21 protein-coding genes are annotated in these 26280 nt (G+C 55.8%); 11 read left to right on the top strand and 10 right to left on the bottom strand.

Annotation, left to right across the window (positions count from 1 at the left end):
- The first annotated feature begins 98 nt into the window (after positions 1–98).
- Positions 99–2651 (top strand): choice-of-anchor Q domain-containing protein, encoded by a 2553-nt coding sequence (locus ACFPMF_RS12435; protein WP_379845183.1) that lies wholly within the window; start codon positions 99–101, stop codon positions 2649–2651.
- A 6-nt stretch (positions 2652–2657) separates the two neighbouring features.
- On the top strand, positions 2658–2996 hold the full coding sequence (locus ACFPMF_RS12430; RefSeq protein WP_379845180.1) for a T9SS type A sorting domain-containing protein: 339 nt from the start codon (positions 2658–2660) through the stop codon (positions 2994–2996).
- A gap of 93 nt (positions 2997–3089) precedes the next feature.
- Here ACFPMF_RS12430 and ACFPMF_RS12425 read toward each other — a convergent pair whose 3' ends face one another.
- Together ACFPMF_RS12425 and ACFPMF_RS12420 are read right to left on the bottom strand one after the other, a co-directional pair.
- Positions 3090–4331 carry an MFS transporter gene (locus ACFPMF_RS12425; RefSeq protein WP_379845177.1) on the bottom strand — a complete coding sequence of 414 codons (1242 nt, stop codon included), beginning with the start codon at positions 4329–4331 and terminating at the stop codon, positions 3090–3092.
- 158 nt (positions 4332–4489) lie between these two features.
- Entirely contained in the window at positions 4490–4828 is a 339-nt protein-coding gene (locus tag ACFPMF_RS12420; protein WP_379845174.1) for a cupin domain-containing protein, read from the bottom strand.
- Positions 4829–5005: 177 nt separating this feature from the next.
- Here ACFPMF_RS12420 and ACFPMF_RS12415 point away from each other — a divergent pair, with 177 nt between their 5' ends.
- Entirely contained in the window at positions 5006–6184 is a 1179-nt protein-coding gene (locus tag ACFPMF_RS12415; RefSeq protein ID WP_379845171.1) for a sensor histidine kinase, read from the top strand.
- Here ACFPMF_RS12415 and ACFPMF_RS12410 read toward each other — a convergent pair.
- From ACFPMF_RS12410 to ACFPMF_RS12395, 4 genes are all read right to left on the bottom strand, one after another.
- Positions 6181–6768, bottom strand: coding sequence for a biliverdin-producing heme oxygenase (locus tag ACFPMF_RS12410; protein WP_379845168.1), 588 nt, complete (start codon positions 6766–6768; stop codon positions 6181–6183). The genes ACFPMF_RS12415 and ACFPMF_RS12410 overlap by 4 nt on opposite strands.
- Positions 6769–6772: 4 nt before the next feature.
- Positions 6773–7198: a response regulator gene (locus tag ACFPMF_RS12405; protein ID WP_379845166.1), complete on the bottom strand. Its 426-nt coding sequence runs from the start codon at positions 7196–7198 to the stop codon at positions 6773–6775.
- A gap of 28 nt (positions 7199–7226) precedes the next feature.
- Entirely contained in the window at positions 7227–9479 is a 2253-nt protein-coding gene (locus ACFPMF_RS12400; RefSeq protein ID WP_379845163.1) for an ATP-binding protein, read from the bottom strand.
- A 122-nt stretch (positions 9480–9601) separates the two neighbouring features.
- A complete protein-coding gene (locus ACFPMF_RS12395) occupies positions 9602–10732 on the bottom strand; it encodes a DUF4421 family protein (RefSeq protein ID WP_379845160.1) in 1131 nt (376 codons plus the stop codon).
- Between the two features lie 166 nt (positions 10733–10898).
- On the opposite strand from ACFPMF_RS12395, the gene ACFPMF_RS12390 reads away from it, so the two are divergent.
- The 4 genes from ACFPMF_RS12390 (at position 10899) to ACFPMF_RS12375 (ending at position 15218) form a co-directional block, all read left to right on the top strand.
- A complete protein-coding gene (locus tag ACFPMF_RS12390) occupies positions 10899–11720 on the top strand; it encodes a glycoside hydrolase family 16 protein (RefSeq protein WP_379845157.1) in 822 nt (273 codons plus the stop codon).
- Positions 11721–11766: 46 nt separating this feature from the next.
- Positions 11767–13020, top strand: coding sequence for a ComEC/Rec2 family competence protein (locus ACFPMF_RS12385; protein ID WP_379845155.1), 1254 nt, complete (start codon positions 11767–11769; stop codon positions 13018–13020).
- 42 nt (positions 13021–13062) lie between these two features.
- Entirely contained in the window at positions 13063–13788 is a 726-nt protein-coding gene (locus ACFPMF_RS12380; protein WP_379845152.1) for a DUF72 domain-containing protein, read from the top strand.
- A gap of 149 nt (positions 13789–13937) precedes the next feature.
- Positions 13938–15218, top strand: a complete 1281-nt coding sequence (locus tag ACFPMF_RS12375) for an alpha/beta hydrolase family protein (RefSeq protein WP_379845149.1) — start codon at positions 13938–13940, stop codon at positions 15216–15218.
- Positions 15219–15363: 145 nt separating this feature from the next.
- On the opposite strand, the gene ACFPMF_RS12370 is transcribed toward ACFPMF_RS12375, so the two are convergent.
- The 3 genes from ACFPMF_RS12370 to ACFPMF_RS12360 form a co-directional block, all read right to left on the bottom strand.
- On the bottom strand, positions 15364–16326 hold the full coding sequence (locus ACFPMF_RS12370) for a metallophosphoesterase (RefSeq protein WP_379845147.1): 963 nt from the start codon (positions 16324–16326) through the stop codon (positions 15364–15366).
- Positions 16327–16411: 85 nt separating this feature from the next.
- Entirely contained in the window at positions 16412–17791 is a 1380-nt protein-coding gene (locus tag ACFPMF_RS12365; protein ID WP_379845144.1) for a DUF3748 domain-containing protein, read from the bottom strand.
- Between the two features lie 111 nt (positions 17792–17902).
- Positions 17903–18769 carry an AraC family transcriptional regulator gene (locus tag ACFPMF_RS12360; RefSeq protein WP_379845141.1) on the bottom strand — a complete coding sequence of 289 codons (867 nt, stop codon included), beginning with the start codon at positions 18767–18769 and terminating at the stop codon, positions 17903–17905.
- A gap of 204 nt (positions 18770–18973) precedes the next feature.
- Here ACFPMF_RS12360 and ACFPMF_RS12355 point away from each other — a divergent pair, with 204 nt between their 5' ends.
- The 4 genes from ACFPMF_RS12355 to ACFPMF_RS12340 all read left to right on the top strand — a co-directional run bounded on the left by ACFPMF_RS12355 (position 18974) and on the right by ACFPMF_RS12340 (position 25005).
- Entirely contained in the window at positions 18974–20566 is a 1593-nt protein-coding gene (locus ACFPMF_RS12355; protein WP_379845139.1) for a sodium:solute symporter family protein, read from the top strand.
- A 136-nt stretch (positions 20567–20702) separates the two neighbouring features.
- Positions 20703–21674 carry a dihydrodipicolinate synthase family protein gene (locus tag ACFPMF_RS12350; protein WP_379845136.1) on the top strand — a complete coding sequence of 324 codons (972 nt, stop codon included), beginning with the start codon at positions 20703–20705 and terminating at the stop codon, positions 21672–21674.
- Between the two features lie 120 nt (positions 21675–21794).
- Positions 21795–23816 carry an SUMF1/EgtB/PvdO family nonheme iron enzyme gene (locus tag ACFPMF_RS12345; protein WP_379845133.1) on the top strand — a complete coding sequence of 674 codons (2022 nt, stop codon included), beginning with the start codon at positions 21795–21797 and terminating at the stop codon, positions 23814–23816.
- Between the two features lie 223 nt (positions 23817–24039).
- Positions 24040–25005, top strand: a complete 966-nt coding sequence (locus ACFPMF_RS12340) for a nitrilase family protein (protein WP_379845129.1) — start codon at positions 24040–24042, stop codon at positions 25003–25005.
- A gap of 9 nt (positions 25006–25014) precedes the next feature.
- Here ACFPMF_RS12340 and ACFPMF_RS12335 read toward each other — a convergent pair whose 3' ends face one another.
- Positions 25015–26199: a sialidase family protein gene (locus ACFPMF_RS12335; protein WP_379845127.1), complete on the bottom strand. Its 1185-nt coding sequence runs from the start codon at positions 26197–26199 to the stop codon at positions 25015–25017.
- Positions 26200–26280: the final 81 nt, after the last annotated feature.

The following is a 26280-nucleotide window of genomic DNA, read 5'->3' as shown; positions in this document are numbered from 1 at the left end:
ATAGTTTAGGATTTAAAAAAAAGCTGTAACCTTGCACCTTCCCTGTCCTAAACTCATTCATAATGAGCATAAAACCCATCTCTCAATCCTACTTTTCAATGGTCAATGCCCTTGCATTGAAATCGAAACGAAACCGATTCCGGCTGTTGGTCGGCTTGCTTGTTCTATCGACGGTAGCCTCCGCCCAAACCCGGTTGTATGTCTCCACCCAGGGAACCAATCCCAACCCGGCCACCGCCACCAGCTGGCAAACCGCTACCGCCGACTTTCAGGGCGCCATCGATGCGCTGGCCAGTGCGGGCGGGGAAGTATGGGTCGCTCAGGGTACCTACAAACCTACCACGGGAACCGACCGCAACCGGAGCTTTTCCCTGAAAAACGGGGTCAAAGTATACGGAGGATTTCAGGGGAATGAAACCAATCTCATGGATCGACCCGCCCTCAACCTGAGCACCCCCTCAAGCACTACCCTCAGTGGGGATATTGGTACCGAAAACGATGCCAGCGACAACGCCTACCATGTGATTTCAAACACTTCGGTTGACAACACGGCCCTACTGGATGGTTTTGTGATTACCGGGGGAAATGCGACTGAATCTTATGCTTCTGGCGGAGGAATGTATAATGTGTCATCCAGCCCCACGGTGACTAACTGTAGTTTCACGTCAAATACCGCTAAATGGGGCGGAGGAATGTCTAATAGCTGGGCCAGTCCTATTTTAACCCACTGCAGCTTTTCGAATAACAGGGCAGAGTACGGCGGGGGCATGGAAAATTATAATTCCAATCCCAGTTTAACCAACTGTAGCCTTCGAGGGAATACGGCTACTTACGGCGGGGGAATTTATATTGATAATGCTTCCAGTCCCAGTTTGACCAACTGCAGCATTGCGTCCAATACGGCTACTTACGGCGGGGGAATATATATTTTTGCTCCTTCATCCAGGGCCATTTTGACCAACTGCATTCTCTGGGGCAATGGCAATAATCCGGTTTTTTCGGTGACTGAAAAACTATTAACCGCCCATTATTGCCTGTTCGATGCCCAGATCACGGACTACGCGGGTGATAACAACATCACATCCGAAACCGCGCCCTTCCTTAGTACGACCGATCTGCAATTGACGATGTGCTCCCCAGCCATCAACGCGGGCGACCCCACCAGTGCCACTGCCCTCAGTGGCCCCTATTCAGCGACGGCCTTACCCGCTACCGACCTGGCCGGCTACCCCCGAATTCAGGGTAGCCGCGTTGATATCGGCGCTTACGAGTTCCAGGCCCCAGAGCCCGGCTCCATAACCGTCACCGCCCTGGCCGCTTCCACCAGCAGTTGCGTTGGTCAACCCATTAGCCTCTCGGCCACCGCGACCAGCACTGGAGGAGGCCCCGTAACCTATCACTGGACCGCACCGGAGGGTGCCCAGCTCAGTGATACCACCACCAACCCCATCAGCGCCAGCCTGACAACCACCGGCCCCCAGGCATTTACTGTCACCGCCACCAGCATGGGCTGTTCGGCGACCTCCACCGTAAGCATAACCGGCATAGCCAAACCCGTTCCCCCCAACCTGACCAGCACCACCATCGCCCAGGGAACCGCCCTGCTACTGACCGCCAGCAATTGTACCGGAACACACAGCTGGAACGGCCCCGGCAGTAGCTCCGGCACCGGACCCATTCCCGTGAATACCACCACACCAGGCGCCTTCGCCTACCAGGCCACCTGCTCCAGCGACGCCTGCACCAGCGAACCCTCCCACTTCACCATCACCGTCATGGCTCCCACCGTCACCGGCTCCTTTGAAGGCTACCTCTACGGCGCCGATTGCCAGACCTTCCGCGGCTGGGTCTGGGACCGAAACAAAGCCAATACCCCCATCACCGTCGATCTGCTCGACAACGAGCAACTCATTGCCTCCCTGCCCGCCGACGTGTTCCGCCAGGATCTGCTCGAGGCCGGCAAAGGTAACGGATGCCATGCCTTCGTCTGGGCCATCCCCGACCAGCTCAAGGATGGACTGCCCCACCAGCTCTCCGCCCGCGTCGCCGGCAACAGCTTTGTCTTGAAAAACGCTCCCAAGGCCATCCTCTGTCAGCCCAACCCCCTGCCGGGCAATCAGCCCCCCAAACCGCCCACCCCTACCTCGCTAATCAAACCCCTCAGTGCCCGGGTCGGCGTTCCCTTCCAGGTCACCCTGCCCCCCTTCGCCGATCCAGAGAGTCAAACGCTCACCTATTCGCAAAGTGGCCTGCCCACCAGTTTGACGCTCAATGCCCAAACCCGCGTCCTGGCCGGAACCCCCACCCAGACCGGCGAGTTTCTCATTACCTACATCGCCACCGACCCGCTGGGGGCCGCCAACAGCGTCAGCTTCCTGCTGACGATCACCCCCGCCGTCGCCGTAACGGGTAACTTCGAGGGCTTTCTCGATAAAGTCGAGTGTGGCACCATCCGTGGCTGGGCCTGGGACCGCAACCAGCCCAACAGCCCGCTCACCGTCGAGTTCTACACCGGCAGCACCGTCTGGGGCACAACCCTGGCCGACATCTACCGGGTGGATCTGAAGAATGCGGGAAAAGGCAACGGGGCCCACGCCTACAGCTTTCCGGTACCCCAGGAACTGAAAGGAACCGGTACAAACCTGATTTAAGCCCGGGTGCTGGGTTCCAGTTACGTACTCAAGGAATCGGGGAAACCCCTGAACTGTCCTGATGGTAGTCGCCTGTCGGCCGAAACCGCTGCGGGTTTGCAGGTAGTGGTGCTGGGCAATCCGATTGGGGAGGTGGTCCGGCTGGAGATCCGGGGAGCCGAAGGCCAGCGAGTGCAGTTGCAACTGGTGGATGGGCAGGGGCGACGGGTGAATGAGCAGCAGATCGTACAGGCCGCCGAGGTGGAACGGCCCAGCCTGTCGACGCGCCACGCGGCCCCGGGGCTGTTGCTGCTGCAGGTCCGCAGCGGCAGCCAGAACGTGACGCTAAAGTTGCTCAAACCCTAAAACCGGACGCCTTCTCTGGTTGTGTATACCGCCCGGCTTTGCACAAGTTGGGCGGTATTTTTTGTGGGTATTACCGCTTATGGCTGGCCGTTGTTACACCAGAACTACCTCCTCCGTCGGGTCGATGCGGAGCCAGAGCAGGCAGCTACACAACAGCAGAAACGCAATCAGAAACAGCGGCAGGTTGAAGTCGCCGGTCAGGTTGACAATATAACCAAACAGTACGCCCAGAAAAACCGCCCCGAGTTGCCCGAAAGTATTCATGGCGCCCGATACCACCCCCGACTTACTCCGGCCCACATCGTTGCAAACCGCAAACGAAACGGGCAGCGTCAGGTCTTTGAAGCCCATGCCCATCGACAGAAAAATGGCCGCGGTCTGGTTGTCTTTCGTCAGCGCCGAGAGCAGAATCATGGCCGACGACAATCCAAGGCCCACAATGCCAACGACCCGCCGGCCGGTTTTCAAACCGTAGCGTTTGGCCAGCCAGTCGCTCAGATAACCACCCGTAAAGCAGCCGATAGCCCCCAGAAAAAACGGCAGGGTAGCAAACAACTGCATGTCTTCTTTTCCGAAATGGCGGCCTTCGCGGAGGTAGGTCGGAAGCCAGCCCGTGAAGAAATACGCGCCATACATATAAAAATGGAACATTAGCATAATTGCCCACATGTTTGGACTGCGCAAAACCGCCCCCCACGGAACGTGATGGCCCGCAACCCGAAACCGCCGGTTTTCTTCAATATATTCCCGCTCTTCGGCGGTGATTGCGCGTTTTTCGCGCGGGAAATCGCGAAACCAGATGTACCAGCACACGGCCCAAATGATCCCCAGCAACCCCATGGCGTAGAAGGATGCCCGCCAGCCAAAATGCGTCGCGACCGGCACCACCATCCACGGGGCCAGCATCCCGCCCACGCGTCCGGCCGCCCAGATGTAGGCCTGCGCGCGGCCCGTTTCCTGCCGGGGAAACCAGCGGGAAACCACAATTGACGCATTCGGATAAGCCCCGGCTTCGCCCGCGCCGAACAAAAACCGGACAATGACCAGGTAAAGCCAGTTGGTGGCTGTGCCGGTCAGCGCCGTAAACGCCGACCACCAGGCCACGACGCGCGTCAGCACCCGCCGGGGCCCCAGCCGGTCGCCCAGCGCACCCGTCGGGAGTTCGAACAGGGCGTAGGATAGGGCGAACGCGCTCAGAATCCAGCCCCACTGATCGTTCTCGATCTGAAGGTCTTTTTTGATATCCGACGCCACCAGCGAAATGCAGGTCCGGTCGATGTAGGTAATGGCAGAAAGGGCAAATAAAAACGAGAGAACCCGGGAACGGTACGTCATGAAAGGGCCGAAAGTCAATTTCGGCTCAAAATAATGAAATATCAGACACGAGTACGGTTTATAGTTTTCGGTTTATAATTTACGGGACTTGGTGCTCGGTATGCAGGCTCCTGCGAAGCCCACTATAAACCGAAAACCGTACCCCGACACTTGTAACCTTACACAAAATCCTCCCGCATCGGCGTAAACACATCCACCAGCACACCCGCTTCCAGCGCCACGGCACCGTGGGGCACATCCGGCGGAATATGATACACATCACCGGCTTTCAGCTCGCGGGTTTCGTTGCCAATGGTAATGGCAAACCGGCCGCTTTCGACATAGCTCATTTGCGTGTGATAGTGGTGATGAATCGCTCCGACACCGCCGGTTTCAAAGGCGACTTTGACCAGCATCAGGCCGGCGTCGTACGCCATGATTTTCCGTCGAACCCCGGGGCCGACGCTCTCCCAGGTGCGGTCGGTGTCGTGGATAAAAAGATCGGTCGGTGTTGCCATGCGGTAAGGAGAGGGGGTCAGGGTTCTGGCACAAAAATACCCAAATGCGTCGAATGAAAAACCGGTTGCGAAATGGCCGGACAATAGTTTTTAGCGAGAAAGGCGTAAATTCAACAATTAAGCTGTTATTTTAGTTGGTTGAAGCGGAGAGGTTGTTTGTCCACTTCCGTGCTTGCAATGAATAACTCCCGGTTGGATTCAATTAGTAATCCGTTACAGACAGAAAACTACCACTTGCGGGCGCTGTTAGACAGCTCGCAAACAGCACTGTATCTGTTACAACCGGTTTACGACGAACAAAACGAAATCACGGATTTCACCTTCCTGATTGCCAATAAAAACCTGGCCGCGCTCGTCAACCAGGAGCCCCAGGCACTGGTTGGAGAACTGCACAGCCGCTGGTTTCCGCAGTACAAAACCAACGGTATTTTCGAGCATTACTGCCGGGCTTTTGCCCAGCAGGATTCGCTTCCGTATGAACACCATTACAAAAGCGACGGCATCGACCGCTGGCTGACGCTGGTGGCCGACCGCCTTGGCGAGAATCTCCGCGTTACGTTTCTGGATATTACCGAAAACAAGCGAATCCAGCATCAACTGGAAGCCACCATTCACCAGATCCGCAGCTCTAACGAAAACCTGGAACAGTTTGCCTACATTGCCTCGCACGACCTGCAGGAACCGCTGCGGAAATTACAGGCTTTTGGTGACGTGCTGCAAAGCCAGTTTGCCGACAGTCTGGTGGATGGCGAAGTGGATCTGGTGCGCCGGATTCAGAATTCGGCCAAACGGATGCAGGTGCTCGTCCGCGATTTGCTGACGTATTCACGGCTGTCGACGCAAACCGAGCCGTTTGAAACGGTTCCGCTCGCGCGCCTGATCAAAGAAGTGCTGAGTGACCTGGACGTGTCGATTTCGGAGCAGAAAGCCACGATTCGGGTGGGACCGCTGCCCAGTATTCCCGGCAACTCGCTGCGGTTGCGGCAGTTATTTCAGAATCTGCTGGCCAATGCCATCAAGTTCCAGAAACCGGATCAAAAACCGCTTATTCAGATCAGTGCCCGCAACCCCGCCACCGACGAACTGCCGAAGGAACTGACGAACCAAGCGCAGCGGCTGTTTCTGCTGATCGAAATTACGGACAATGGGATCGGTTTTGACGAGAAATACAAAGACCGCATTTTCCAGCCGTTTCAGCGCCTGGAAAGCCGCTCGACCTATAGCGGCACCGGAATCGGCCTCGCGATTTGCAAGAAAGTAGCGGAAATCCACGGCGGAACCATCGACGTCGCCAGCCAGCTCGGGCAGGGTTCCACCTTCAAAGTGTTCCTGCCGGTTTACAACCAGACCGACTAACCGACCGCTGGTTTCTCGGTCAGGGTAAGCCGGAAAAGCTTCTGGTACGTCCGGAAAGTCCATTTGGCCGCTTCGACAACGGTATCGTGCTCGGCTTCGGGCCGGGCAGCCAGCAGCACTCCGAATGCTTTCCATTTGTCCATCATGCCGGGGCCGTATCCGCGGTAAAACCGGGCATTTTGCAGGAGCGGCTGCAAGGCCGGGCTTTTCTGCAAATGGTGAAAGACCACTTTTCCACCCAGCATCGAGCCTTCACCCACGTAAGCCGCGCCCAGGAGTTCGACAGGCGACCAATCCGCAAACAAATCCGGTCGTAGGTCGGGCAGCGAAGCGTCCAACGCAGCCAGATCGGTCGCCAACCAGGCGGATTTCCGGCGCTCGTCCGGCTGGTATCCTTCAAAAAAAACCGGGTGTCGGTCAATGGCGGTTTCCAGCGCGTGATGAAACAAGCCGTGAATCTGCATTAAGTGGGTGTATTGCTCCGGGGCTAATGTACCCGACCGTAAAGGTTCGGTATACAGCAACTGCTCGGTTTCTTCGTGTAACGCACGGGTTTCGTGCCGCAATCGTTCCGCTAATGACATGCAATTAGTTTACTACGTTGTTATCGATCAGCCAGAAATCACAAAGGCGACGCAACAACTGATTGATTGACTGATAACTACCGGGTTTGACCACATAGGCATTGGCGCCCAGTTCAAAGGACTGGCTGATATCCTGCGGATTATCGGACGTGCTGAACACCACGATGGGCAGCAGCTTCGTTCGGGCTATCGACCGCGCTTTCTGAATAATTTCAAAACCGCTGTATTCCGACAAATCCAGGTCGAGCAGAAGCAACCGGGGCAGCGGTGCCGTATCCTTCCGGTATTTTCCTTCGGCCGTCAGATAATCGAGGGCTTCAGACCCTATATTGATCACTTTATAGGAGATGGTCTTCTCCATTTTTCGGATGACCCGGCTAAATACGTCGGCGTCGTCCGGGTTATCCTCCACATACAATACGTCTAACATCATCGTACAAGTTTATAGGATAGAGTCGTTATTCGCTGGACTCTTTTGGAAATGAAACAAAGAAAACCGTCTCGCGGTTGGGTTCGCTATGGAACCAGATCTTGCCTTTGTGCCGGCCTATAATCCGTTTCACAATGGCCAGTCCGACCCCGGTTCCGTCAAAACCGGCTGCATTATCCAAACGTTTGAACAGCTCGAACATTTTACCGGCATGCTTCATATCAAAGCCGATTCCGTTGTCCTTCACGCTGTAAATCACCTCCGTGTCGGTTTCCCGCCCGTCTACCTGCACCACCGCTTCGCTGGCCCGTTGCGTGTATTTGGCTGCATTCGACATCAGGTTGGTGAAAACCTGATTGACCATCGTTGGGTCGCCATAAACCGGGGGCAGGGTCCCGAATTCGATCCGCAGATGCCGGTTTTTCTTTTTCTCCGTCACCAGAATCTCATCCCGAATCACCTCCAGCATCTTCGGCATATCCAGTTGTCTGAAATTCAGCTCCGTACGCCCCATCCTTGAATAATACAAAATATGCCGAATCAATGACCGCATCCGTTCCGTCGAGTCCAGAATCTTCTGGAACATCACCCGCGTGTCGTCATCCATCGTACCGCCCTGCTCCTCCATGATGATCTCGGCATAACACCGGATGGACGACAGGGGTGTCCGCAGATCGTGCGAAACCGTATAGCTGAACGCATCCAGCTCTTCGTAGGCGACCCGCAGCCGTTCGTTCAACTGCCGGACTTCGTTGGCCTTGCGCGCCACCACCTGCAACACATCTTCCCGCAGCTTGATGGCAACCGAAATTTCGCTTTCTTTCCACGGCTCCGAGGTATTGCGAACGGTTTGCGACCAGGCTTCAAAACTTTTGCGGGGATGCAAAAACGGCTTCCCATTCTCCGAAACCGTTACCGGTTTATCCGGGTTACCGGCCCAGGTTACCTGCCGAACCCGCTCCGGTTTGAACCAGAGAATATACTCATTCAATTCCTTCGACAATGCAATTGCCAGCAGGCCCGACGCCACATCGCGGAAGGCTTCCGCCACCGGATACAACTCAGGCAACTGATTGGTTTCCAGGAAAGTATCAAACGGTTGCGTCCCCAGCCAATTGGCAATACCGGCAATGGCCGACTCGCCTGGCACCGTTCCCAGTGAATAAACCTTAGTGTCGTACACCAAAACCGCCCCCGTCGCACCGGTGATGTCCAGGGCCGTCACCGGATGCCGGGTCAAACCGGCTACTACATCCCAGTCGGTCAGTATCTGGCTATTGAGCCGCTGCCCGTTCTGCTGAATCTGAAACAGGAACGACTGATCTTCTTCGTCTTTCCGAAACTCCAGGGCCGACGACAGCAACTGGCTCACAAACATGGCCGCCTGACGTGCCGAAAAATCGACAAATTTGGGCGTCGAATGGTGGCAGGAAATCAGCCCCCATAACTCGCCCCGGTAGAGCAGCGAAATACTCATCGAGGCCTGAACGCCCATATTTTTCAGGTATTCAATGTGAACCGGCGACACCGCCCGCAGTACGGAATGGGTCAGATCGAGGGGCTGATCCGTTGTCGAAAAAACGGGCGAAGGCGTGCTGCCCACATCGGCAATCAGCCGCACCAGATTGGTTTTGTACAATTCACGGGCCTGCCGTGGAATATCCGAAGCCGGATAATGCAACCCCAGATACGGTTCCAGCCCCGGTTCCAGGGCTTCGGCAATGACTTCGCCGTGCCAGTCGGGACCAAACCGGTAGACCATCACGCGGTCGTAGCCAATCAGCTGTTTCACCCGGCGGGTGGTATTCTGAATCAGTTCCGCCAGCGTCCGGTTCGACTGCACTTCGGTCAGTGCTTCCGCGATCAGTTGCTGGTCCAGATTGCTCCGGCCCGACACCGTCGATTCCCATTCGAGCAAAATCAGTGCCCCGTTCTGGTGAACGATCAGGTTGTAGGCACTCCCGTTTATCCGGAACCGGTGCGGGTTCATCCGCGACCAGGCATTATCCCGCTTGCCAACGTTCAGAATGGCCACCAGCTCAGCCGTGGACAGGTCGGTTTGGGTTAACAGGGCTTCGAGCGGTTTTCCGAGCAAATCCGAAGCTGGTTGCTTCACCAGTTCCCGGATATTCTCGCTGGCGTACCGAATAACAAAATCATCGGCAGAAAGTGCCACTAAATATCCATGAGCCTGGATGTAACCGGGAATGTGGATCGGTTCGGTTTCGCAATTCGTCAGATCAAATCCCGAATTTGGTATGGTGGCAGTGGAAACAGGCATTGGCTATAGGTTACAGACCAATCGGGCCTGTTCGTCACAAGAAACAAATCTTAAAAGGTAATAATGACAATGGAAACCAAGCAAATAAAACCGTAAAAACTTAGTATAGGTTTTGAAAAAAGTTAAAAACCGGGCAGCTTGTGCAGTAAACCTTTCGGTTTGAAAGGGAAATGCAGCCCGGCTACCAACCGGATATTGGTGTTGACACTACGCAGGATGCTGGGGCCGTCCAGGTTCCCCGACAGAAACACCACGGCATAGGTCGCCCCGGCAAAATAGCGCCCGTTGTTGTAACCGACCGTCACCCGCGAATCGCCCTGCCAACCCACCCGCACGGGCAGCGACCGGCTGTTTTCGCCGGCCGAAACGCTGCTGGCATTCAGCAGCGCTACGCCCGGGCACCCCAGCAGGGTGGCAAAAAAGTAGTTCCGGAACACGAACGTCCGGATGTAACCCGCATTGATGCTGTAACCGAACGACCGGTATTGGATCAGCTCGGAAGTCGTGGGAAAAAGCGGCTGGACGGCCCGCGGAAACAGCGACGAATCGCCCTTGACCTGGGTAAAGAGCATCGAAGCCCCCACCAGAAACGAACCGGCGCTTTTCTTCTGACGCTCGCGCTGCATCAGCGAGGCCGGGTTGGAAAACCGCTCGTGGTTAAAACAGTAATAGATCGAAGTATACCAGGTATAAATTGCAACATCCGGCCGCTGCGGATACTTCGAATGAAGCACAAACCAGTCTTTGTCGAGAATATCCGGATTATTCAGGTACAGGCCCCGGTACGACTGGTAATTGGTGTTGAACCAGACCCGCCGACCGTTGTAACTCAGGCTGGTGCCAAACTGCCGGGTTTTGCCTTTCGCCACCCGGGAATTTCGGGTAATCAACGGAAGGCGGGTGGTTAGCTCGGCGCTGAGCCACGAATAGCTGGCTCCCACTCCCACCGACGAGGCTCCGTTGGGCCGGTAGGTGAGGTGGTTGGTTTTATCCACAAGTTGCAGAAAATGGTCCCGCCCCTGCCCGATCAACCGAAGATGCAGGTGTTCGTAATAGCTGGCGATGTAGTTGGTATCGACTTTCGGGCTGCGGATGGCCAGCAACGTATCCAGCGAAAGGCCCAGCACCTTGATTTCTTTTCGGGTGGTATCCGACTGCGCCCGCACGAACGACGAAAAACCGCCCGGCAGGACGAAGCCCAGCAGAACCATCTTCGCAAAAAACCGGCTCAGCCGTATCCAGTTATCACTCATTCTCAAGACAGTGACGCTTGTTTTCTCCTATAACTGCTGAGCGCTCTCTTCGGTTAGATGACCAGTTTATTATCTTTTTGTGCTTTGATCGATTAGACCCCAACCGTATTTTTCAATTCTGGTACGAACGTTTACATTTACGGCTCTATTCCAAGCCCGATCCGTTATGCAGCCGTTTCTTTGCCTGTTCCTGTGGCTACTCGTTCCGAAAACCGTTCCACCGGCGGCCGACTGGAAGCTGGTCTGGGCTGATGAATTCAACAAACCGGGGCCACCCGACCCCAACAACTGGGCCTTCGAGCGTGGCTTTGTCCGCAACAACGAACGCCAGTGGTACCAGCCCGACAACGCCCGCTGCGAGAACGGGTTGCTGATCATTGAAGGTCGGCGCGAACGACGTCCCAACCCTACCTACCAGCCCGGCAGCACCAGTTGGCGAACCCAGCGTGACTCGATTCACTACACGGCAGCGAGCCTGATGACCAAGGGGCTACACCAGTGGCGGTTTGGCCGGTTCGAGATGCGGGGCCGCATCGACACCCGCCCGGGCCTGTGGCCAGCGTTCTGGTCGCTGGGCGTATCGGGAGAATGGCCGTCGAACGGCGAAATTGATATCATGGAATATTACCGGGAGATGCTCCTGGCCAATGCCGCCTGGGGCACCGACAAGCCATACGTCGCGGCCTGGAGCACCACCAAGAAGAATCTCAGCACCTTCAACGACCCGCAGTGGTCAGCCCACTTCCACGTCTGGCGGATGGACTGGGACCAGGACTTTATTCGGTTGTATGTAGACGACCAGTTGCTCAACGAAGTCGATCTGTCGAAAACCGTCAACGGCGACGGCAGCGGCAAAAACCCGTTTCACCAACCGCACTACCTCCTGCTGAACCTCGCGATCGGCGGACAGAACGGCGGGGACCCGTCGGCGACAAAATTCCCGGCCCGGTTCGAAGTCGATTACGTGCGGGTTTATCAGCAGCCATAAAGAAGTTAGTTGTTACGCGGAGTTGAGCAGAGAATATCCATCCCCTATGAAAAGACCTTATCTACTTGTTTTCCTGACGCTTATCCAACTCGCCAGTCACGCCCAGCAGGTCGGCCAGCCGCTCCCGGTCTGGCAGGAAGGGTATCTCGACATTCACCAGATCAATACCGGGCGGGGAAATGCGGCTTTTCTGATTCTGCCCGACGGCACCACGGCCCTGATCGATGCCGGCCAACTGGACCCCACCGCCCCACGCACGCTGAGTCCGCGCAATACGCCCGCCAAACCCAATGCCGACCGCCATGCCGGGGAGTGGATTGCCCGCTACGCCCGCAAAGCCCTGAGTTTCCGCTCAGATCCGGCTATCGATTATGCCATCATGACCCACTTCCACGACGATCACATGGGAGCGCCTTCGGCGACGTCCAAAAAAGCGGCCGCCGGTACGTACGTGCTGACCGGCGTTACGGAAGTGGCCGAACACATCCCATTCCGTAAAATCATCGACCGGGGCTGGCCGGATTATAACTATCCCCGCTCCTTTGACCAGGACCCGCTCGTAAAAAATTACCGCCTGTTTCTGGACTGGCAAACGAAGCAAAAGGGCGTCAGCGTGGAGCGCCTGCAACCGGGCCGCAACGACCAGATTCAGTTGCTGCGAAAACCGGCCCCATACCGGGACAAGTTCGAAATCCGGAACCTGGCCGTCAACGGCGAAATCTGGACGGGCGTCGGGACGGTCACGCGGCAACATTTTCCGGACCTCAACTCACTGCCGCCCAACCAGTATCCGAACGAAAATATGTGCAGCATGGCCCTGCGGCTGAGCTACGGCAAATTCGATTATTTTTCGGGGGGCGACATTCCGGGAGTTGTGCCCTTCGGCGCGCCTTCGTGGCACGATGTCGAAACACCGGTGGCGCAGGCAGTCGGGCCGGTGGAAGTCCAGCTCCTGGATCACCACGGCAATCGCGATTCGCAGAATGGTTTTCTGCTCGGCAGCCTGCGGCCCCGGGTGCTGGTGATCCCGGTCTGGTCCTCCGACCATCCGGGGCATGACGTGCTGGCCCGGATTTACTCGCAGCAGGTCTATCCCGGCGAGCGCGATGTGTTTGCGACGCATATGCTGGAAGCCAATAAACTGGTGATCGGCGAGTTATTAAACCGCCTGAAAAGCGATTCCGGGCACGTGCTGGTGCGGGTCGATCCGGGGGGCGACACCTACCGGGTGATCATTCTGGAGGATAATGACGAGTCGTTCCGGGTCAAAGCCGTACACGGCCCGTACCAGTCGCGGTAAACAAAACCGTTTCCAGTCCGTTTTGCTAGTGTCGAGGAGCATATGAGCATTCACATTGGCACATCGGGCTGGAGTTACGACCACTGGCAGGGCGTTCTGTATCCGCCCAATACCCCGGTTCACGACCGGCTGGCCTATTATGTCCAGGCCTTTCAAACCGTCGAACTGAACAGCAGTTTTTACCGCTGGCCCCAGCTCAGCACCTTTGCCGGCTGGCGTGCCCGCCTGCCCGACGGTTTCCGGCTGACCGTCAAAGCCCCGCGCGGCCTCACGCACGCCAAAAAGCTCTACGCACCGGAAGCCTGGCTTGAGCGCATTAAAACCTGCTGGCATGCGTTGCGGGAGAAACAGGCGGTTTTGCTGGTGCAACTGTCACCCCATCTGGCCTATGATTACGAGCGCCTGGCCTACTTTCTGGAACAGGTTCCCGACTGGCTGAAAATCGCGGTCGAATTCCGGCACCTGAGCTGGCACAACGACGAAACGTTCCGGTTGCTGGAAAAACACGGGGCCGCTTACTGCATCATGAGTGGTGCTAATTTGCCCTGTATTCTGCGGGCTACGGCCCCGTTTGTGTATGTCCGGATGCACGGTCCCGACCCACACCATCTGTACGGCGGTTCGTATTCCGATGCCGACCTTCACTGGTGGGCCAACCGCATCGGCGAATGGACCGGCATGGGCAAGGAAGTGTATGTCTACTTCAACAACGATGGCGACGGCAATGCGGTACGCAATGCCTTGAAATTAAAGGAAATAGCACACTAACCTTTACTCCACCAAAGTATTCAAGCTACCCCGAACCGGTTCTGCCAACCAAAAATATTCATCGCTAGTTTGATGCTATTTTCCCAAAATCAGCCTTATTTACAGGTGCCGAAAACCGGCTTTAGTTGACGACCTTTTCCATTCCAACCTTGAAACACCTGCTACTTTTTCTGTTCCTGGGCATCGCTTTTCTGACCAGCGCCCAGCCCAAAGCTGAGGCCTTTCTGCCCGGTGATTTGTTACCCGATGCACCCGAACTGGCCCCCCGGGGTGCGTATGCCGTGGGTGTTCAGACGCTGAAAGTGGTTCATCCGGCCCAGGTGGATGTCCTCCACACCAAAGACGGAAAAAGCCCGCTGTACGACCGCCCGCTGACACTCGAGGTCTGGTATCCGGTCCAAGTCCGGACGGGACAAACGCAGCTCGTTACCTACGAAGAGGTGCTGGGCCGCGCCAACGACCCCAAACGACCGCTAGTGCCGTTTACATTCGACGGTCGGGCCCTGCGTAACGCCGAACCCGACCGCAGCGGAGGCCCCTATCCGCTGGTGATTGTCTCCCACGGCTATCCCGGTTCCCGGTTGTTACTGACTTACCTGACCGAAAACCTGGCGTCGAAAGGCTACGTGGTCGTGGCCATCGACCATACCGAATCGACCTACCGCGACCTGAGCGGTTTTCCGAGTACGCTGCTCAACCGGTCGCTCGATGATTTGTTCGTGCTGAATGAACTAGCGCGGCTGAGCGCCAAAACCGCCAACGGTTTTCTGGCCGGACTGGTCGATACCGATAAAACCGGGCTGATTGGCTATTCGATGGGTGGTTACGGAGCCCTCAATGTGATCGGAGCGGGGTACAGTGCCCAGGCTGTTAAATTTTTCGGCCAGTTGACGGGCGGAAGTACGGCCCTACAAAGCCGGACCAGCAGCGCCCCCGACTACAAGGCTTCGCAGGACCCGCGCATCAAAGCCGTGGTGGCCTTTGCGCCCTGGGGCATGGAACGGGGCGTTTGGGATGCCGAAGGACTCCTGGGACTGACCCGCCCGATTCTGTTGGTGGCCGGCAGCCAGGATGATGTATCGGGCTACGAAAAAGGAATTAAAGCTATTTACGACGGGGCTGTCAACGCCGACCGGTATTTGCTGACGTATGTGAATGCCCGGCACAACGTGGCCCCCAATCCGCCCCCGGCGGCTACGCTGAAACCCGGTTTTCTCGACGATTACCAGCATTTTTCGGAACCCGCCTGGAACGAGCGCCGGATCAACAACATCAACCAGCATTTTGTCACCGCCTTTCTGGGCATTCACCTGAAAGGGCTGGACTACGGCAAGTACCTGGATGTTCCGGAAAACGCCAACGCTGCCCCCTGGGCGGGCTTTAAACCCCGAACGTCGGTGGGGCTGGAAATGCGACACGCCAAACCGTAATACTGGTCAGGATTTGTCTACCGCTGGACCGCTGGTCTGGATTTGAAATCCAGACCACAACTGTCGCGGATTTAAAATCCGCAGCAGGTTCGATCGGGATTCAGAAAGCCCGATCAGCGACCGAAAATCCCGATCAGCGGCCAGGCTATTTCGTCAATTCCGTTTCATACAGCATAGCGCCCAACTGGTTGATCGCTTTCACATTCAGGCGTTTGCTATCCAGCGAAAAATACATAAAACCGTTCTCGGCGGCCTGAAACCGGCTGTATGAAACTCCGGCCGTTACCGAGGAGATTTCCGATCCGGCCCCGGAAATAAATTGGTGCGTATGCCCCGACGGTTTTAAATGCTGGAGCGAATGTTCGTGCCCGGAAAGGTAGACATCCACCTTTTGCTCCTCGAAGATGGTGGATAGTGCGCCCCGGATCGCCATCGTTTCGTAATTCTGAATCCGGGGACCGACGGTATAGTACGGATGGTGACCGACCACTATTTTCCATTTGACCTCCGGCGAAGCCTGCTGTAAAGTCGTTTTGAGCCACGTGAGTTGCTGGTCGGCTTCGGCTTTGTCGGCTTCGAAAATCAGCTTGTTGGTATCGATCATGACGAGCAGCAATTTCCCGTTTTCCTTCCCCAGGCGTAGCTCCTTCGAATAATACCGGGCGGGCATCTGCCACCGGCGACTAATCTTGCTGTACCGGATCTGGGCATCGGGATCGGCCATGTAATCATGGTTACCCAGAATGGAATACCAGTCACATTGCAGATCATGAGCGGTATACACGTTTTCAAAGGAGTAATGCCACAGCGGATCGTGTTCACTGATCACCCCCTTGGGATAAAAGTTGTCGCCGACCGAAATGACAAAGTTGGTCCGGTGCTCGCTCGCCCATTTTCCCATTTGCTGGGCCACCTCCCGTTGCAGGTATTCGCCGTTCCGTCCCCAATCGCCCAGCGCCATAAAATGCAGCGCGTACCCATCGGCCAGAGCCGCCTGTCTACTGAGGTCCTCGCTTTCAAGATAGGTTACCGGCTCGGCCGCCAGCGTTTCCAGCGGATTAAGCAAGGATACGCCCAGCGTTGTTCTGACAAAATCTCTACGCTTCATGGTGGTTTTTTGGGTTACGGTGTCCGGTCAGGAAAGGAGTTGTAAAACCGTTCTGACCTGTGGTTCTTCCTGGTAAAGCCGGGGTTTATTTTGCGCTGGTCAGCACGAACAACTGCAAAAACCGCCCTTTTTCCGTCGTGACATAGCGGTTATAGCCAATCATGTCGCCCTTATTCGACCAGACGATGCCGTTACGGGGCTGTTCGTCGTCCGATGAGCGGGGCGTCAACCGTCGGAATTCTCCCGTGGCCACTTCCGTGATAAACACACTATTGTCGGCAGCATAGGCCACCCAGCGGCCATCTGGACTAAAGTTGAAGGTGGTTTGAATCGAAAACGGCTGTTTGGTAAGCTGGCGAATGGAACCACCGTTGGGCGAGACGCTAAAAAGTTGAATCGTTCCGGTGGCGTCTTTCGCCAGAAAACCGATCTGCGAACCGTCGGGCGTGGTTCGGAGCCAGTGACGCGGCCCCTCGGCACCGTGTTCCGTGAAGGTAATCCGCCGTTGCTGCACGCCTTTCGGCGGGTTGGGCCGGGTGGTTTCGGTGCCTTCCAGCGGCTGGCCCTCAACGGCCTGCGTCAGGTCGCCGGGCAGATCAGCCACAAAGATTTCGGCTACGGTTTTGCCGTCTTTGTTTCGCACGTTGCCCTGAAACGCCAGCGCCCGTTTCTGCCAGCTGCCGTCCGGTTTTTGATAGCCGTTGGTGCCAATCCAGCCTTCGTCAAACGCTTTGTCGATCTCGTCGCTGCCCGGTTTGGGCGACTCCGTCACGCGGGTTACCACGGCCGAAAACAGTTCGCCCGCGTTGTTTTCCTGCGATCCGTCGTCGGCAACCGCTACGTTTCTGAACGGTGCCATCACCCCCACCACGCGCAGATCCTGCACCGCCGGGTTGGTTTTGCTCAACTGATCGAGCACGTAATCGTTGTACGTAAAGCTGATCCACTGGCCGTCGGCGCTCCAGCCGTGCGCGTGCGTTCCCCCGCGCAAAGCGCCCGGCGTAAAGGGCGGAGTAACATCACGGGCATCCAGAAAAATGGGTTTGCCGGGCTGATCGATGTCGATGGCAACGCCCGTCCGGCGGGCGAAACCGTACGGTTTTTCCGGGTTCGCATTCCGGACGCCGTGGATGAACAATACCCGGTTTTGAACGGGCGAAAACGAAACCGCCCCCACACCGGGGCCAAATTCGGTCTGGTTTTCGGTTCGGTACAGCACCCGGTTTTCACCGGTTTTGACGTTCACCATCTCAATCGACCCGGTGCTCCCGATGCCCGTATCCACATTCCGGGTATCATAAACGAGCCATTCATCGTTGGGCGAAAACGCCTGTGCATTGTGAATGGTGTGTCCTTTCGTGTCAAACGTGAGCTGGTGTTCGGTAAAATGCATGGTTAAGGGCGGTTTGGGGGCGCAGGTTTGCAGGCCCGCACCCAGAATGAGCCAGCCGAATCGGGCGTTCATTAAAGGGGCTTCGGTTTAGGGTTTTGGAATCCAGTATTCGGTGTACAGTATACGGTTTACGGTCATTTCGGGCTATTCCCCTGCGAAGAATCCCCGTAAACTTTATCCGGTTTACTGAAGATAATTTCGTTTGTATTCGAGGGGGGTGACGCCTTTGACGCGCTTGAAATGGCGGTAGAAATTTGACAGGTTATTGAAACCGCTCTCCGAACAGACCATCTCGACGCTCAACTTGTTTTCGACCAGCGCCCGGCACGCGTGACTGACCCGCACCTCGGTCAGAAATTCGTGGTAGGTTTTGTGCGTCATTAGCTTGAAATACCGGCAAAATGAGGTCACACTCAGGCTGGCAATCGACGCGATTTCGTCGAGTGTAATTTCCTTGGCGTAATTCGAAAGCGTATAACTGCACACTTTGTTGAGCCGCACGGTTTCCAGTTCGTTCGACTGGTAGAAAACCTGTTCCGAAGTAATCGTCTCCAGTTCGTCGGACTGCGCCAGAATTTCCAGAATCGACAGCAGGATAATCAGCCGTTGCAGCGGGCGGGCTTCCACGGCGCTGTAGAGCAGGTCCGCTACTTTTTCACTGGTTTTCCCTTTGATCAGCAAGCCCCGCAACGCCCGTTCGTACAAGCGCCGGATGGACTGCGTTTCGGCCAGATTCAGGAAATCACGACCGAAACAATCAGGCCGGAACTGCATCAGAATCGCTTCCACTTTCAGGTCCGCATTTTCCTGTAAATACGCTTCGTTGCACCGCCAGGTATGCGGCAGGTTTTCACCCACCAGCAGAATCTCGCCCGCCGAAAAATTACTAACGTTATCACCGATAAAACGCACGCCTTCGCCCCGGATCACATAGTGCAATTCCAGCTCCGGATGATAGTGCCAGATGTTGCCAAAATTGGGTTTGATATCGTGCCGGACCGTGAACGAATCCTGCGCATTGATGGGTACTTTATGAAAATGGGGCTTCATCGGCCAGCAATTCGATTATGATAAATTCGTACATTAATTAGCAAAGACTACACAACAAAACGGAGCCTTTATGTATTACTTTTGCCCTTAAAATGACATAAAATAACTGTCCCGTTATAAAATCTCGGTTGCAAGCTAAGAAAGAAGCCGTTATTTTCGTTGCGTGACTTGAAATAATTCTGATAATTTAGCGTAATTCCCCGAATGAAAAACCTGCCCGTTATCGACTTACTCGTGATTGCTGCCTACCTCGTCGGGATGGTGGCTGTGGGGGTTTATTTCTCGCGGAACAACAAAAGTGCCGACCAGTTTACGAAGGCTTCGGGCAAGATTCCGGGCTGGGCGATCGGCCTGTCGATTTACGCAACGTTTCTGAGCAGCAACACCTTCCTGGGAGTTCCCGGCAAGGCGTTCGGCAGCAACTGGAACTCCTTTGTGTTCAGTCTGGCCATGCCGCTCTCGGCCTGGGTAGCCGCCCGGTTTTTCGTTCCTTTCTACCGCCATACCGGCGAAGTATCGGCCTACACCCACCTCGAACACCGCTTTGGGGCCTGGGCCCGGACCTACGCCGTCGTTTGTTTTCTGCTCACCCAACTGGCCCGCATGGGGTCCATCTTTTTCGGCATAGCCCTGAGTTTACAGGCGTTGACGGGTTATCCGATGGCGACGATCATGATCGTTGTCGGGATCTGCATTATCCTGTACACCGTGATGGGCGGCATGGAAGCCGTCATCTGGACGGAGGTGGTGCAGGGTGTCATCAAAACCGCCGGGGCGCTCATCATTCTCTACCTGGTTATCGACGGAATGCCCGGTGGCGTCAGCAAAATCATCGAAGTTGGCCAGGCCGACGATAAATTCAGCCTGGGGAGCTACGCCCCCGACTTTACCCAATCGACCTTCTGGGTGGTCTTGCTCTACGGTTTTTTCATGAACCTGAACAACTTCGGGATGGATCAGAATTACGTACAACGGTATCATACCACGACCTCGATCAAGGAAGCTACCCGCTCGATCTGGCTCTGCGTGTACCTCTACGTACCCGTTTCGCTGATGTTTTTTGTCCTCGGTTCGTGCCTGTACGCCTACTACCAGAATACCCCGGAACTGCTCGATGCCATTCGGATGCAGGTGGCCGGGGAGCGACTGCCCAACGGTAGCCCGGAAGCCATTCGGCAACTGGCCAATACGCTAACCCCCGCTGAGTTTGGCGATAAGGTAATGCCGCATTTCATGGTGAATAAAGTCCCGGCGGGACTGGTGGGCCTGATCGTTGCGGCCATTTTGTCGGCGGCCATGAGTACCATCAGCTCCAGCATGAACGCGTCGGCGACGGTTTTCTCGGTCGATATTTACCAACGGTACCTGAAACCCGATGTAACCGATAAACAATCCCTGCGGTTGCTCTACATCGCCACCACGGTTTTTGGGGTACTCGGCATGACCACCGGGATTGCCATGATCGGCGTCAAGAGCGTACTCGACATCTGGTGGATGCTCTCCGGTATTTTCGCCGGCGGTATGCTGGGACTGTTCCTGTTGGGCATTATCTCCCGGAAAACCCGTAATACCGAAGCCTGGACGGCCACGGTCATCGGTTTGGTCGTGATTGTCTGGATGACCTTTTCGCCCCAGATTCCGGACGAGTTTGCGGCTCTCCGTAGCCCATTTCATCAGAACATGATCATGGTGGTCGGCACACTGACGATTTTCCTCGTTGGCTTACTGTTTACCAAACTTCGCGGAAACAAACCTACTGCTATTCCTAAACCCCATAATACTGTTACTCAACCCTAACCCAATTTTTATTCCTAAACCCTTGCTTTCGTTTCACAGAGTTAATCAGAGAATAGCAGAGTTGATCTGAGTTTTCTCTGATTAACTCTACTGTTCTCCGATCAACTCTGTGTAAAAACCAAATCTCCCTTTCACCATGCCTTCCTCCTCGCCCTCCGTCGGATCGTTACCCCGTGGCTTCATCCCCGTCATGCTTACCCCGTTTCAGGAAACCGGTGCCGTCGATTACCCGGCGCTCGCCCAACTGATCGATTTCTACATCGAAGCCGGGGCCGCCGGTCTGTTTGCCAACTGTTTGTCCAGCGAAATGTATGAACTAACCGAGCAGGAACGGCTGGATGTTACCCAATTTGTCGTTGATCAGGTGGCCGGACGCGTGCCTGTGGTTGCCACGGGAACGTTCGGTGGCCCCATCGAACAGCAGGCCGATTTTGTGAAGCGTATATACCAAACCGGCATCCAGGCGGTTATCGTGATTACGGGGTTGATTGCCAATGAAGACGAATCCGACGCGGTTTTTCTGGAGCGGATGCATCAGTTGATCAACCTGACCAACGAAGTCCCCCTCGGTTTTTATGAATGTCCGGTGCCGTACAAACGCCTGATCAGCACCGCTATTCTGAACGATTTACTGCCCACCGGACGGCTGATTTACCACAAAGATACCTGCCTGGACGCTGCCGAAGTGGCCCGCCGGATTGCCGCCGGAGCAAACTACCAGTTTGGGTTGTACGATGCCTACATGGTCAATGCGATCTCGTCACTGCGCGAAGGTGCAGCCGGTTTGTCGTGCATCCAGGGCAATGAATTTCCGGAACTGGTCGTCTGGCTTTGCAATAACTTCAATAATACCGAGCGTCAGGCCGACATTGACCGGGTGCAGCAATTTTTCGTCGATTGCATGGATCTGGTGCACACCGCTTACCCGACCATTGCCAAATACACCCTGCAAAAACGCGGCTTGCCGATTTCGCTCTACACCCGCCGGGATGTCGGTCTGCTGACGCCCGAGTTACAAAACGCTATGGATGCCCTGATCGAAACCGCCAATCAGCTTCAGCTGGAGCTGGGCATTGAGCCGGTTCTGGCGGGGAAATTAATCGAGTAATATAAAAAGGCTGGAAACGCGGGTGACGCGGATTGGGCGGATTAATACGGATACGAATCCGTGCCTATCTGTTCAGTCTGTATCATCCGCGTTGCCATTTCTTATCAACCATTCCATTGTATGAAATACACATTCTGGCTACTGTTCGCGGTTTTTGGATCTATAACCGCTTTCGCCCAGGAAACCAATTCGCTGGGTATGAAGCTTGTAACCGTTCCGGCGGGCCGGTTTTACATGGGTTCCGAGGGCGAAGGAGAAGATTACGACGAAGCGCCGGTTCACCGTGTTACCATTTCCAAACCGTTCCGGATGGCGGCCACGGAAGTAACCAACGCCCAGTACGAAGCCTTCGACCCGGAGCATAAAAAACTGCGCGGAAAAGCCGGGTTTTCGAAGGAAGATGACGAAGCGGTGGTGTTTGTGAGTTACGCCGAAGCCGTGGCTTTCTGCGAATGGCTCAGCAAAAAAGAAGGAAAACCCTACCGGCTCCCGACCGAAGCCGAGTGGGAATACGCCTGCCATGCCGGCACCGTCACGCCCTTTTCGACGGGACGGTTTTTGCCCCCAAGCTACCAGAAAAGCCAGAAAACCGACCGCATTCCGGTGGTCGTTCCGCTGAAAGTCGGACAAACGCCCGCCAACGCCTGGGGCTTGCAGGATATGCACGGCAACGTGGAAGAATGGTGTTCCGACTGGTATGGCCCCTACGAAGCCAATGAGCAACGCGATCCGGTGGGTCGGGCCTCCGGCCTGTTTCGGGTGACGCGCGGAGGCAGTCACGGGACGCCGGTGCAGTACCTGCGCACGACCAACCGGCTGGGTATGATTCCCGAAGATAAAAACTGGCTGGTGGGTTTCCGCGTGGTTCAGGCCGAAAAACCGGCTACGCAACCCCTGCCACCCACCCCGCCGAAAGCCTACGCCCAGAACGTTTCGCAAAAACCGTTCAACTGGAAAACCGTTTCGGCCACGCAGCCGGTTTTTATGGAACCCGTACGGTACGCCAACCGACCGGACTGCAATGCCGGGGTGCCGTATTACTCGCACAACCACCAGCCCGCCATTGCCTGGATGCCCAACGGCGATTTGATGGCGATCTGGTTCTCAACCGAAAAAGAAGCCGGACGCGAAATGACCGTGGTGACCAGCCGGTTGCGGGCGGGGCAAACCCGTTGGGATATGCCTTCCGAGTTTTTCAAAGTACCGGACCGCAACATGACGGGCAGCTCGCTTTTCCACGACGGTAAAGGCACGATTTTCCACATGAACGGCGTCGAAGCCAGCGGAGACTGGAATAACCTGGCGATGTCGTTGCGCACCAGCCGCGACAACGGTGCCACCTGGTCGGCCCCGAAACTGGTGGCCCCCGAGCACGAAAAGCGGCATCAGGTGATCGCCGGGATGTTTCAGACCAGGGAAGGCTGGCTGGTGCAGGCCTGCGACGCCGACCCCAGCGCATCGGGCGGCTCGGCGGTTCATATCAGTAAAGATGGCGGCAAAACCTGGTACGCGCCGTATACCGACCCCCAAAAACCAGACTATAAAAATGGCGCAACCGGCGGTTTGATTGCCGGAATCCACGCGGGTGTGACCCAGCTCAAGGACGGTAGCCTGCTGGCCTTTGGTCGCAACGATAACATTGCCAATGCAGAGGGTATACTACGGATGCCAATGAGCCTGTCGCGCGATATGGGCAAGACCTGGACGTATTCACCCTCCGAATTTCCACCGATTGGAGGTGGTCAACGGCTGATTCTGCACCGGCTGAACGAAGGTCCGATCATGCTGATTGGTTTTACCCACCATCCCGAAGAACCGGACGAAGCCAAGAAAGGCATGCTATTTACCGACGCCAACGGCAAATCGTTCCGCGGCTACGGCATGTACGCGGCCCTGTCGTTTGACGACGGCAAAACCTGGCCGGTCAAAAAACTGCTGACCGACGGCCACTATCGCTACCTCAACGGGGGTGCCTGGACCGGAGCGTTTGAGATGGATGCCACCCACGCCGAACCACGCGGTTATCTGGCCCTCACGCAAACGCCGGATAACCTGATCCATCTGATCAGCAGCAGCATTCATTACCGGTTTAACCTGGCGTGGCTGCAACAGAAGCTGGCCGTCGAAGCCACCAGACGATAGACTCTAAACTAGTTGATTATCCTACGGCTTTATCGCAATGGCGAACCCGTCTGTGGGTTTACAGAAACAAAACGGAATGGTAAAAACCGTTAAAACGGTTACTAAAACAGTTCATCATTCGCACTGAGCCCACGGTTTGAACCGTGGGCTATTATTACAAAACCGTTCTGCAATCTGTCGCTTTCCATTAGCTGAAACCGGATTCTATCTCTATTTTTATGACATGGAACCGCTTCGCATTGCCACTGCCCAGTTTGAACATCACAATGGCGACAAAGCCCGAAATCTGGCCATCATCCGCCAACTAGCCGCCCAGGCCGCCCAACAAGGTGCGGAGGTGATTGCCTTTCATGAATGCTCAATTACGGGCTATACACACGCCCGACACCTGTCGCGCGAGCAGATGCTCGACCTCGCCGAGCGTATTCCGGACGGCGATAGCATTCAATTCCTGACCGATATTGCCCGGGAAAACCGTATCGTCGTGCTGGCCGGTTTGTTTGAAAAAGACGAGCAGGACCGGCTGTTCAAGGCCTATGTTTGCGTCGATGAAAACGGACTGGTGGCCAAATACCGCAAGCTGCATCCGTTTATAAACCCGCACCTGCTGCCGGGCGATCAATACGTGGTTTTCGACCTGAAAGGCTGGAAATGCGGCATCCTGATCTGCTACGATAACAACATCATCGAAAACGTCCGGGCCACCACGCTGCTGGGTGCCGATATCATTTTCATGCCCCACGTGACCATGTGTACGCCCTCCACCCGGCCCGGAGCCGGTTTTGTCGATCCGGCGCTCTGGGAAAACCGCGAACACGATCCGACCTCGCTCCGGCTCGAATTTGACGGGATGAAAGGCCGGGCCTGGTTGATGAAATGGCTCCCGGCCCGAGCCTATGACAACGGCATTTACGTGGTTTTCTCCAATCCGATCGGCATGGACGACGACCAGCTCAAGAATGGCTGCTCGATGATTCTCGACCCGTTTGGCGATGTACTGGCCGAATGTCGAACGCTGGGGAATGATTTCGTTATAGCTACCTGCACCCCGGAAAAGCTGACGATGGCGGGCGGTTATCGCTACAAAAAAGCCCGGCGACCGGATTTGTACCGCGACATTATCGGACAGGAACACCAGCCCGAACAAAAAGTGGTCTGGCTGAATTCCGAAATTGATCCGTCGGCGTAGCTTGGCATCCTACTCCTTAACCAGCCAGTCGTACGAAAACGATTGGTAGACAATCTTGGCGTATTTGTCTTTCTCGTATAAAATCCCAATCTGCCCATCCTGCTGAATCACCAGATCGGAATAAGCAGACGGACCGCTGTAAACCGTTTTGCCCCCCGACCAGCGTTGGCCGTCATCGGTGCTGACCCGGATGGTCAGGTTTTCGCGGCTGGTCTGGTGGTTGAGGTTCGAAAACAACAGCACCCGTTTGCCCCGGCGGGGCTGGTAGTCGATCAGGCTGCCCTGACAAACCGGATCGGGTAGATCCGTCGCCACCCGCACCGGCTCCCAGCGTTCGCCGGCGGTTTTTGAAAACGACAGCAGGCGATTTTTTACGTCCCCCGACTGGTTACGGCTGTTCAGCAGCACACGGCCATCCGAGGTTTCGGCGGCTGTACTTTCGTTACTGCCGGGATAGGCTACGTCGGGCGTCAGCTTCCAGGTTTTCCCGTGGTCGTCGGAATAAAAACCGTGCGCCCGGCCATCCTGAAACCGCGGTTGAAGCGGCCCGGCGGTATGGTTGGCGGCCACAAAAATCCGGCCTTTGTAACGACCTTTCTGAAGTTGCAGGGCGTGGCCCGGCGTATTGGCATACCAGCGCCAGTCATCCGAAAAGGTGTAGGCCGGGTTAATGTCGGGTTTGTTCGGGCGGTTTACCTGCGTTGTGATGTTGACGGCTTCCGACCAGGTTTGGCCGCCATCGGTGCTGGTTTTGTACCAAACCTCCCGAATGCCCAGCCCTTTCCGAATGTCATTTTCCGAAACCGTGCTGGTATTGTACAGTAGAAAAAGCCGTCCCTTCGCCAACGCCCGGTCGGTCAGGTCAAAAACCGGAGCCGGATTTCCGGCCAGAAACGCCCCGTTATCCACCACCACCCGCATCGGCCCCCACGTCTGGCCATTGTCCGTACTCATTCGCATGACCAGATCGATGTCGCCAAAATCGTTGCAACCCGTTTTCCGCGCTTCCGCAAACGCCAGCAAATGACCGTCAGGAGCTTTTACAATCGCCGGAATCCGGAAACACTGGTAACCGTTTTCTCCATTCTGAAAAACCGTTGTTTCCGCTGTAGCGGTTTTCGTCAAAATGATTCCACCGGTTGAAGCCAACAGAATAAGTAGAAAACCGGTGAACTGCAACAGGAGTCGGCGCATGGCGGGAAGCATCAAAAGAGGGTTAGGAAATCACGAAAATAGACATATTTTGCCGGAAATGATGAAAAAGTGTTTCCTTTG

This window comes from Larkinella bovis (assembly GCF_042655385.1).
GTDB lineage: Bacteria > Bacteroidota > Bacteroidia > Cytophagales > Spirosomataceae > Larkinella > Larkinella bovis.
The sequence above is the reverse complement of the archived record's forward strand: the minus strand, read 5'-3'. Positions and strand labels throughout refer to the sequence as shown.

What these genes read in the sequence shown, in the direction of transcription:
- ACFPMF_RS12435 (WP_379845183.1), top strand. Translation starts at nt 99, where the DNA reads ATGGTCAATGCCCTTGCATTGAAATCGAAACGAAACCGATTCCGGCTG.
- ACFPMF_RS12425 (WP_379845177.1), bottom strand. Translation starts at nt 4,331, where the DNA reads ATGACGTACCGTTCCCGGGTTCTCTCGTTTTTATTTGCCCTTTCTGCC.
- ACFPMF_RS12420 (WP_379845174.1), bottom strand. Translation starts at nt 4,828, where the DNA reads ATGGCAACACCGACCGATCTTTTTATCCACGACACCGACCGCACCTGG.
- ACFPMF_RS12415 (WP_379845171.1), top strand. Translation starts at nt 5,006, where the DNA reads ATGAATAACTCCCGGTTGGATTCAATTAGTAATCCGTTACAGACAGAA.
- ACFPMF_RS12410 (WP_379845168.1), bottom strand. Translation starts at nt 6,768, where the DNA reads ATGTCATTAGCGGAACGATTGCGGCACGAAACCCGTGCGTTACACGAA.
- ACFPMF_RS12405 (WP_379845166.1), bottom strand. Translation starts at nt 7,198, where the DNA reads ATGTTAGACGTATTGTATGTGGAGGATAACCCGGACGACGCCGACGTA.
- ACFPMF_RS12400 (WP_379845163.1), bottom strand. Translation starts at nt 9,479, where the DNA reads ATGCCTGTTTCCACTGCCACCATACCAAATTCGGGATTTGATCTGACG.
- ACFPMF_RS12395 (WP_379845160.1), bottom strand. Translation starts at nt 10,732, where the DNA reads ATGAGTGATAACTGGATACGGCTGAGCCGGTTTTTTGCGAAGATGGTT.
- ACFPMF_RS12390 (WP_379845157.1), top strand. Translation starts at nt 10,899, where the DNA reads ATGCAGCCGTTTCTTTGCCTGTTCCTGTGGCTACTCGTTCCGAAAACC.
- ACFPMF_RS12385 (WP_379845155.1), top strand. Translation starts at nt 11,767, where the DNA reads ATGAAAAGACCTTATCTACTTGTTTTCCTGACGCTTATCCAACTCGCC.
- ACFPMF_RS12380 (WP_379845152.1), top strand. Translation starts at nt 13,063, where the DNA reads ATGAGCATTCACATTGGCACATCGGGCTGGAGTTACGACCACTGGCAG.
- ACFPMF_RS12370 (WP_379845147.1), bottom strand. Translation starts at nt 16,326, where the DNA reads ATGAAGCGTAGAGATTTTGTCAGAACAACGCTGGGCGTATCCTTGCTT.
- ACFPMF_RS12365 (WP_379845144.1), bottom strand. Translation starts at nt 17,791, where the DNA reads ATGAACGCCCGATTCGGCTGGCTCATTCTGGGTGCGGGCCTGCAAACC.
- ACFPMF_RS12360 (WP_379845141.1), bottom strand. Translation starts at nt 18,769, where the DNA reads ATGAAGCCCCATTTTCATAAAGTACCCATCAATGCGCAGGATTCGTTC.
- ACFPMF_RS12355 (WP_379845139.1), top strand. Translation starts at nt 18,974, where the DNA reads ATGAAAAACCTGCCCGTTATCGACTTACTCGTGATTGCTGCCTACCTC.
- ACFPMF_RS12350 (WP_379845136.1), top strand. Translation starts at nt 20,703, where the DNA reads ATGCCTTCCTCCTCGCCCTCCGTCGGATCGTTACCCCGTGGCTTCATC.
- ACFPMF_RS12345 (WP_379845133.1), top strand. Translation starts at nt 21,795, where the DNA reads ATGAAATACACATTCTGGCTACTGTTCGCGGTTTTTGGATCTATAACC.
- ACFPMF_RS12340 (WP_379845129.1), top strand. Translation starts at nt 24,040, where the DNA reads ATGGAACCGCTTCGCATTGCCACTGCCCAGTTTGAACATCACAATGGC.
- ACFPMF_RS12335 (WP_379845127.1), bottom strand. Translation starts at nt 26,199, where the DNA reads ATGCGCCGACTCCTGTTGCAGTTCACCGGTTTTCTACTTATTCTGTTG.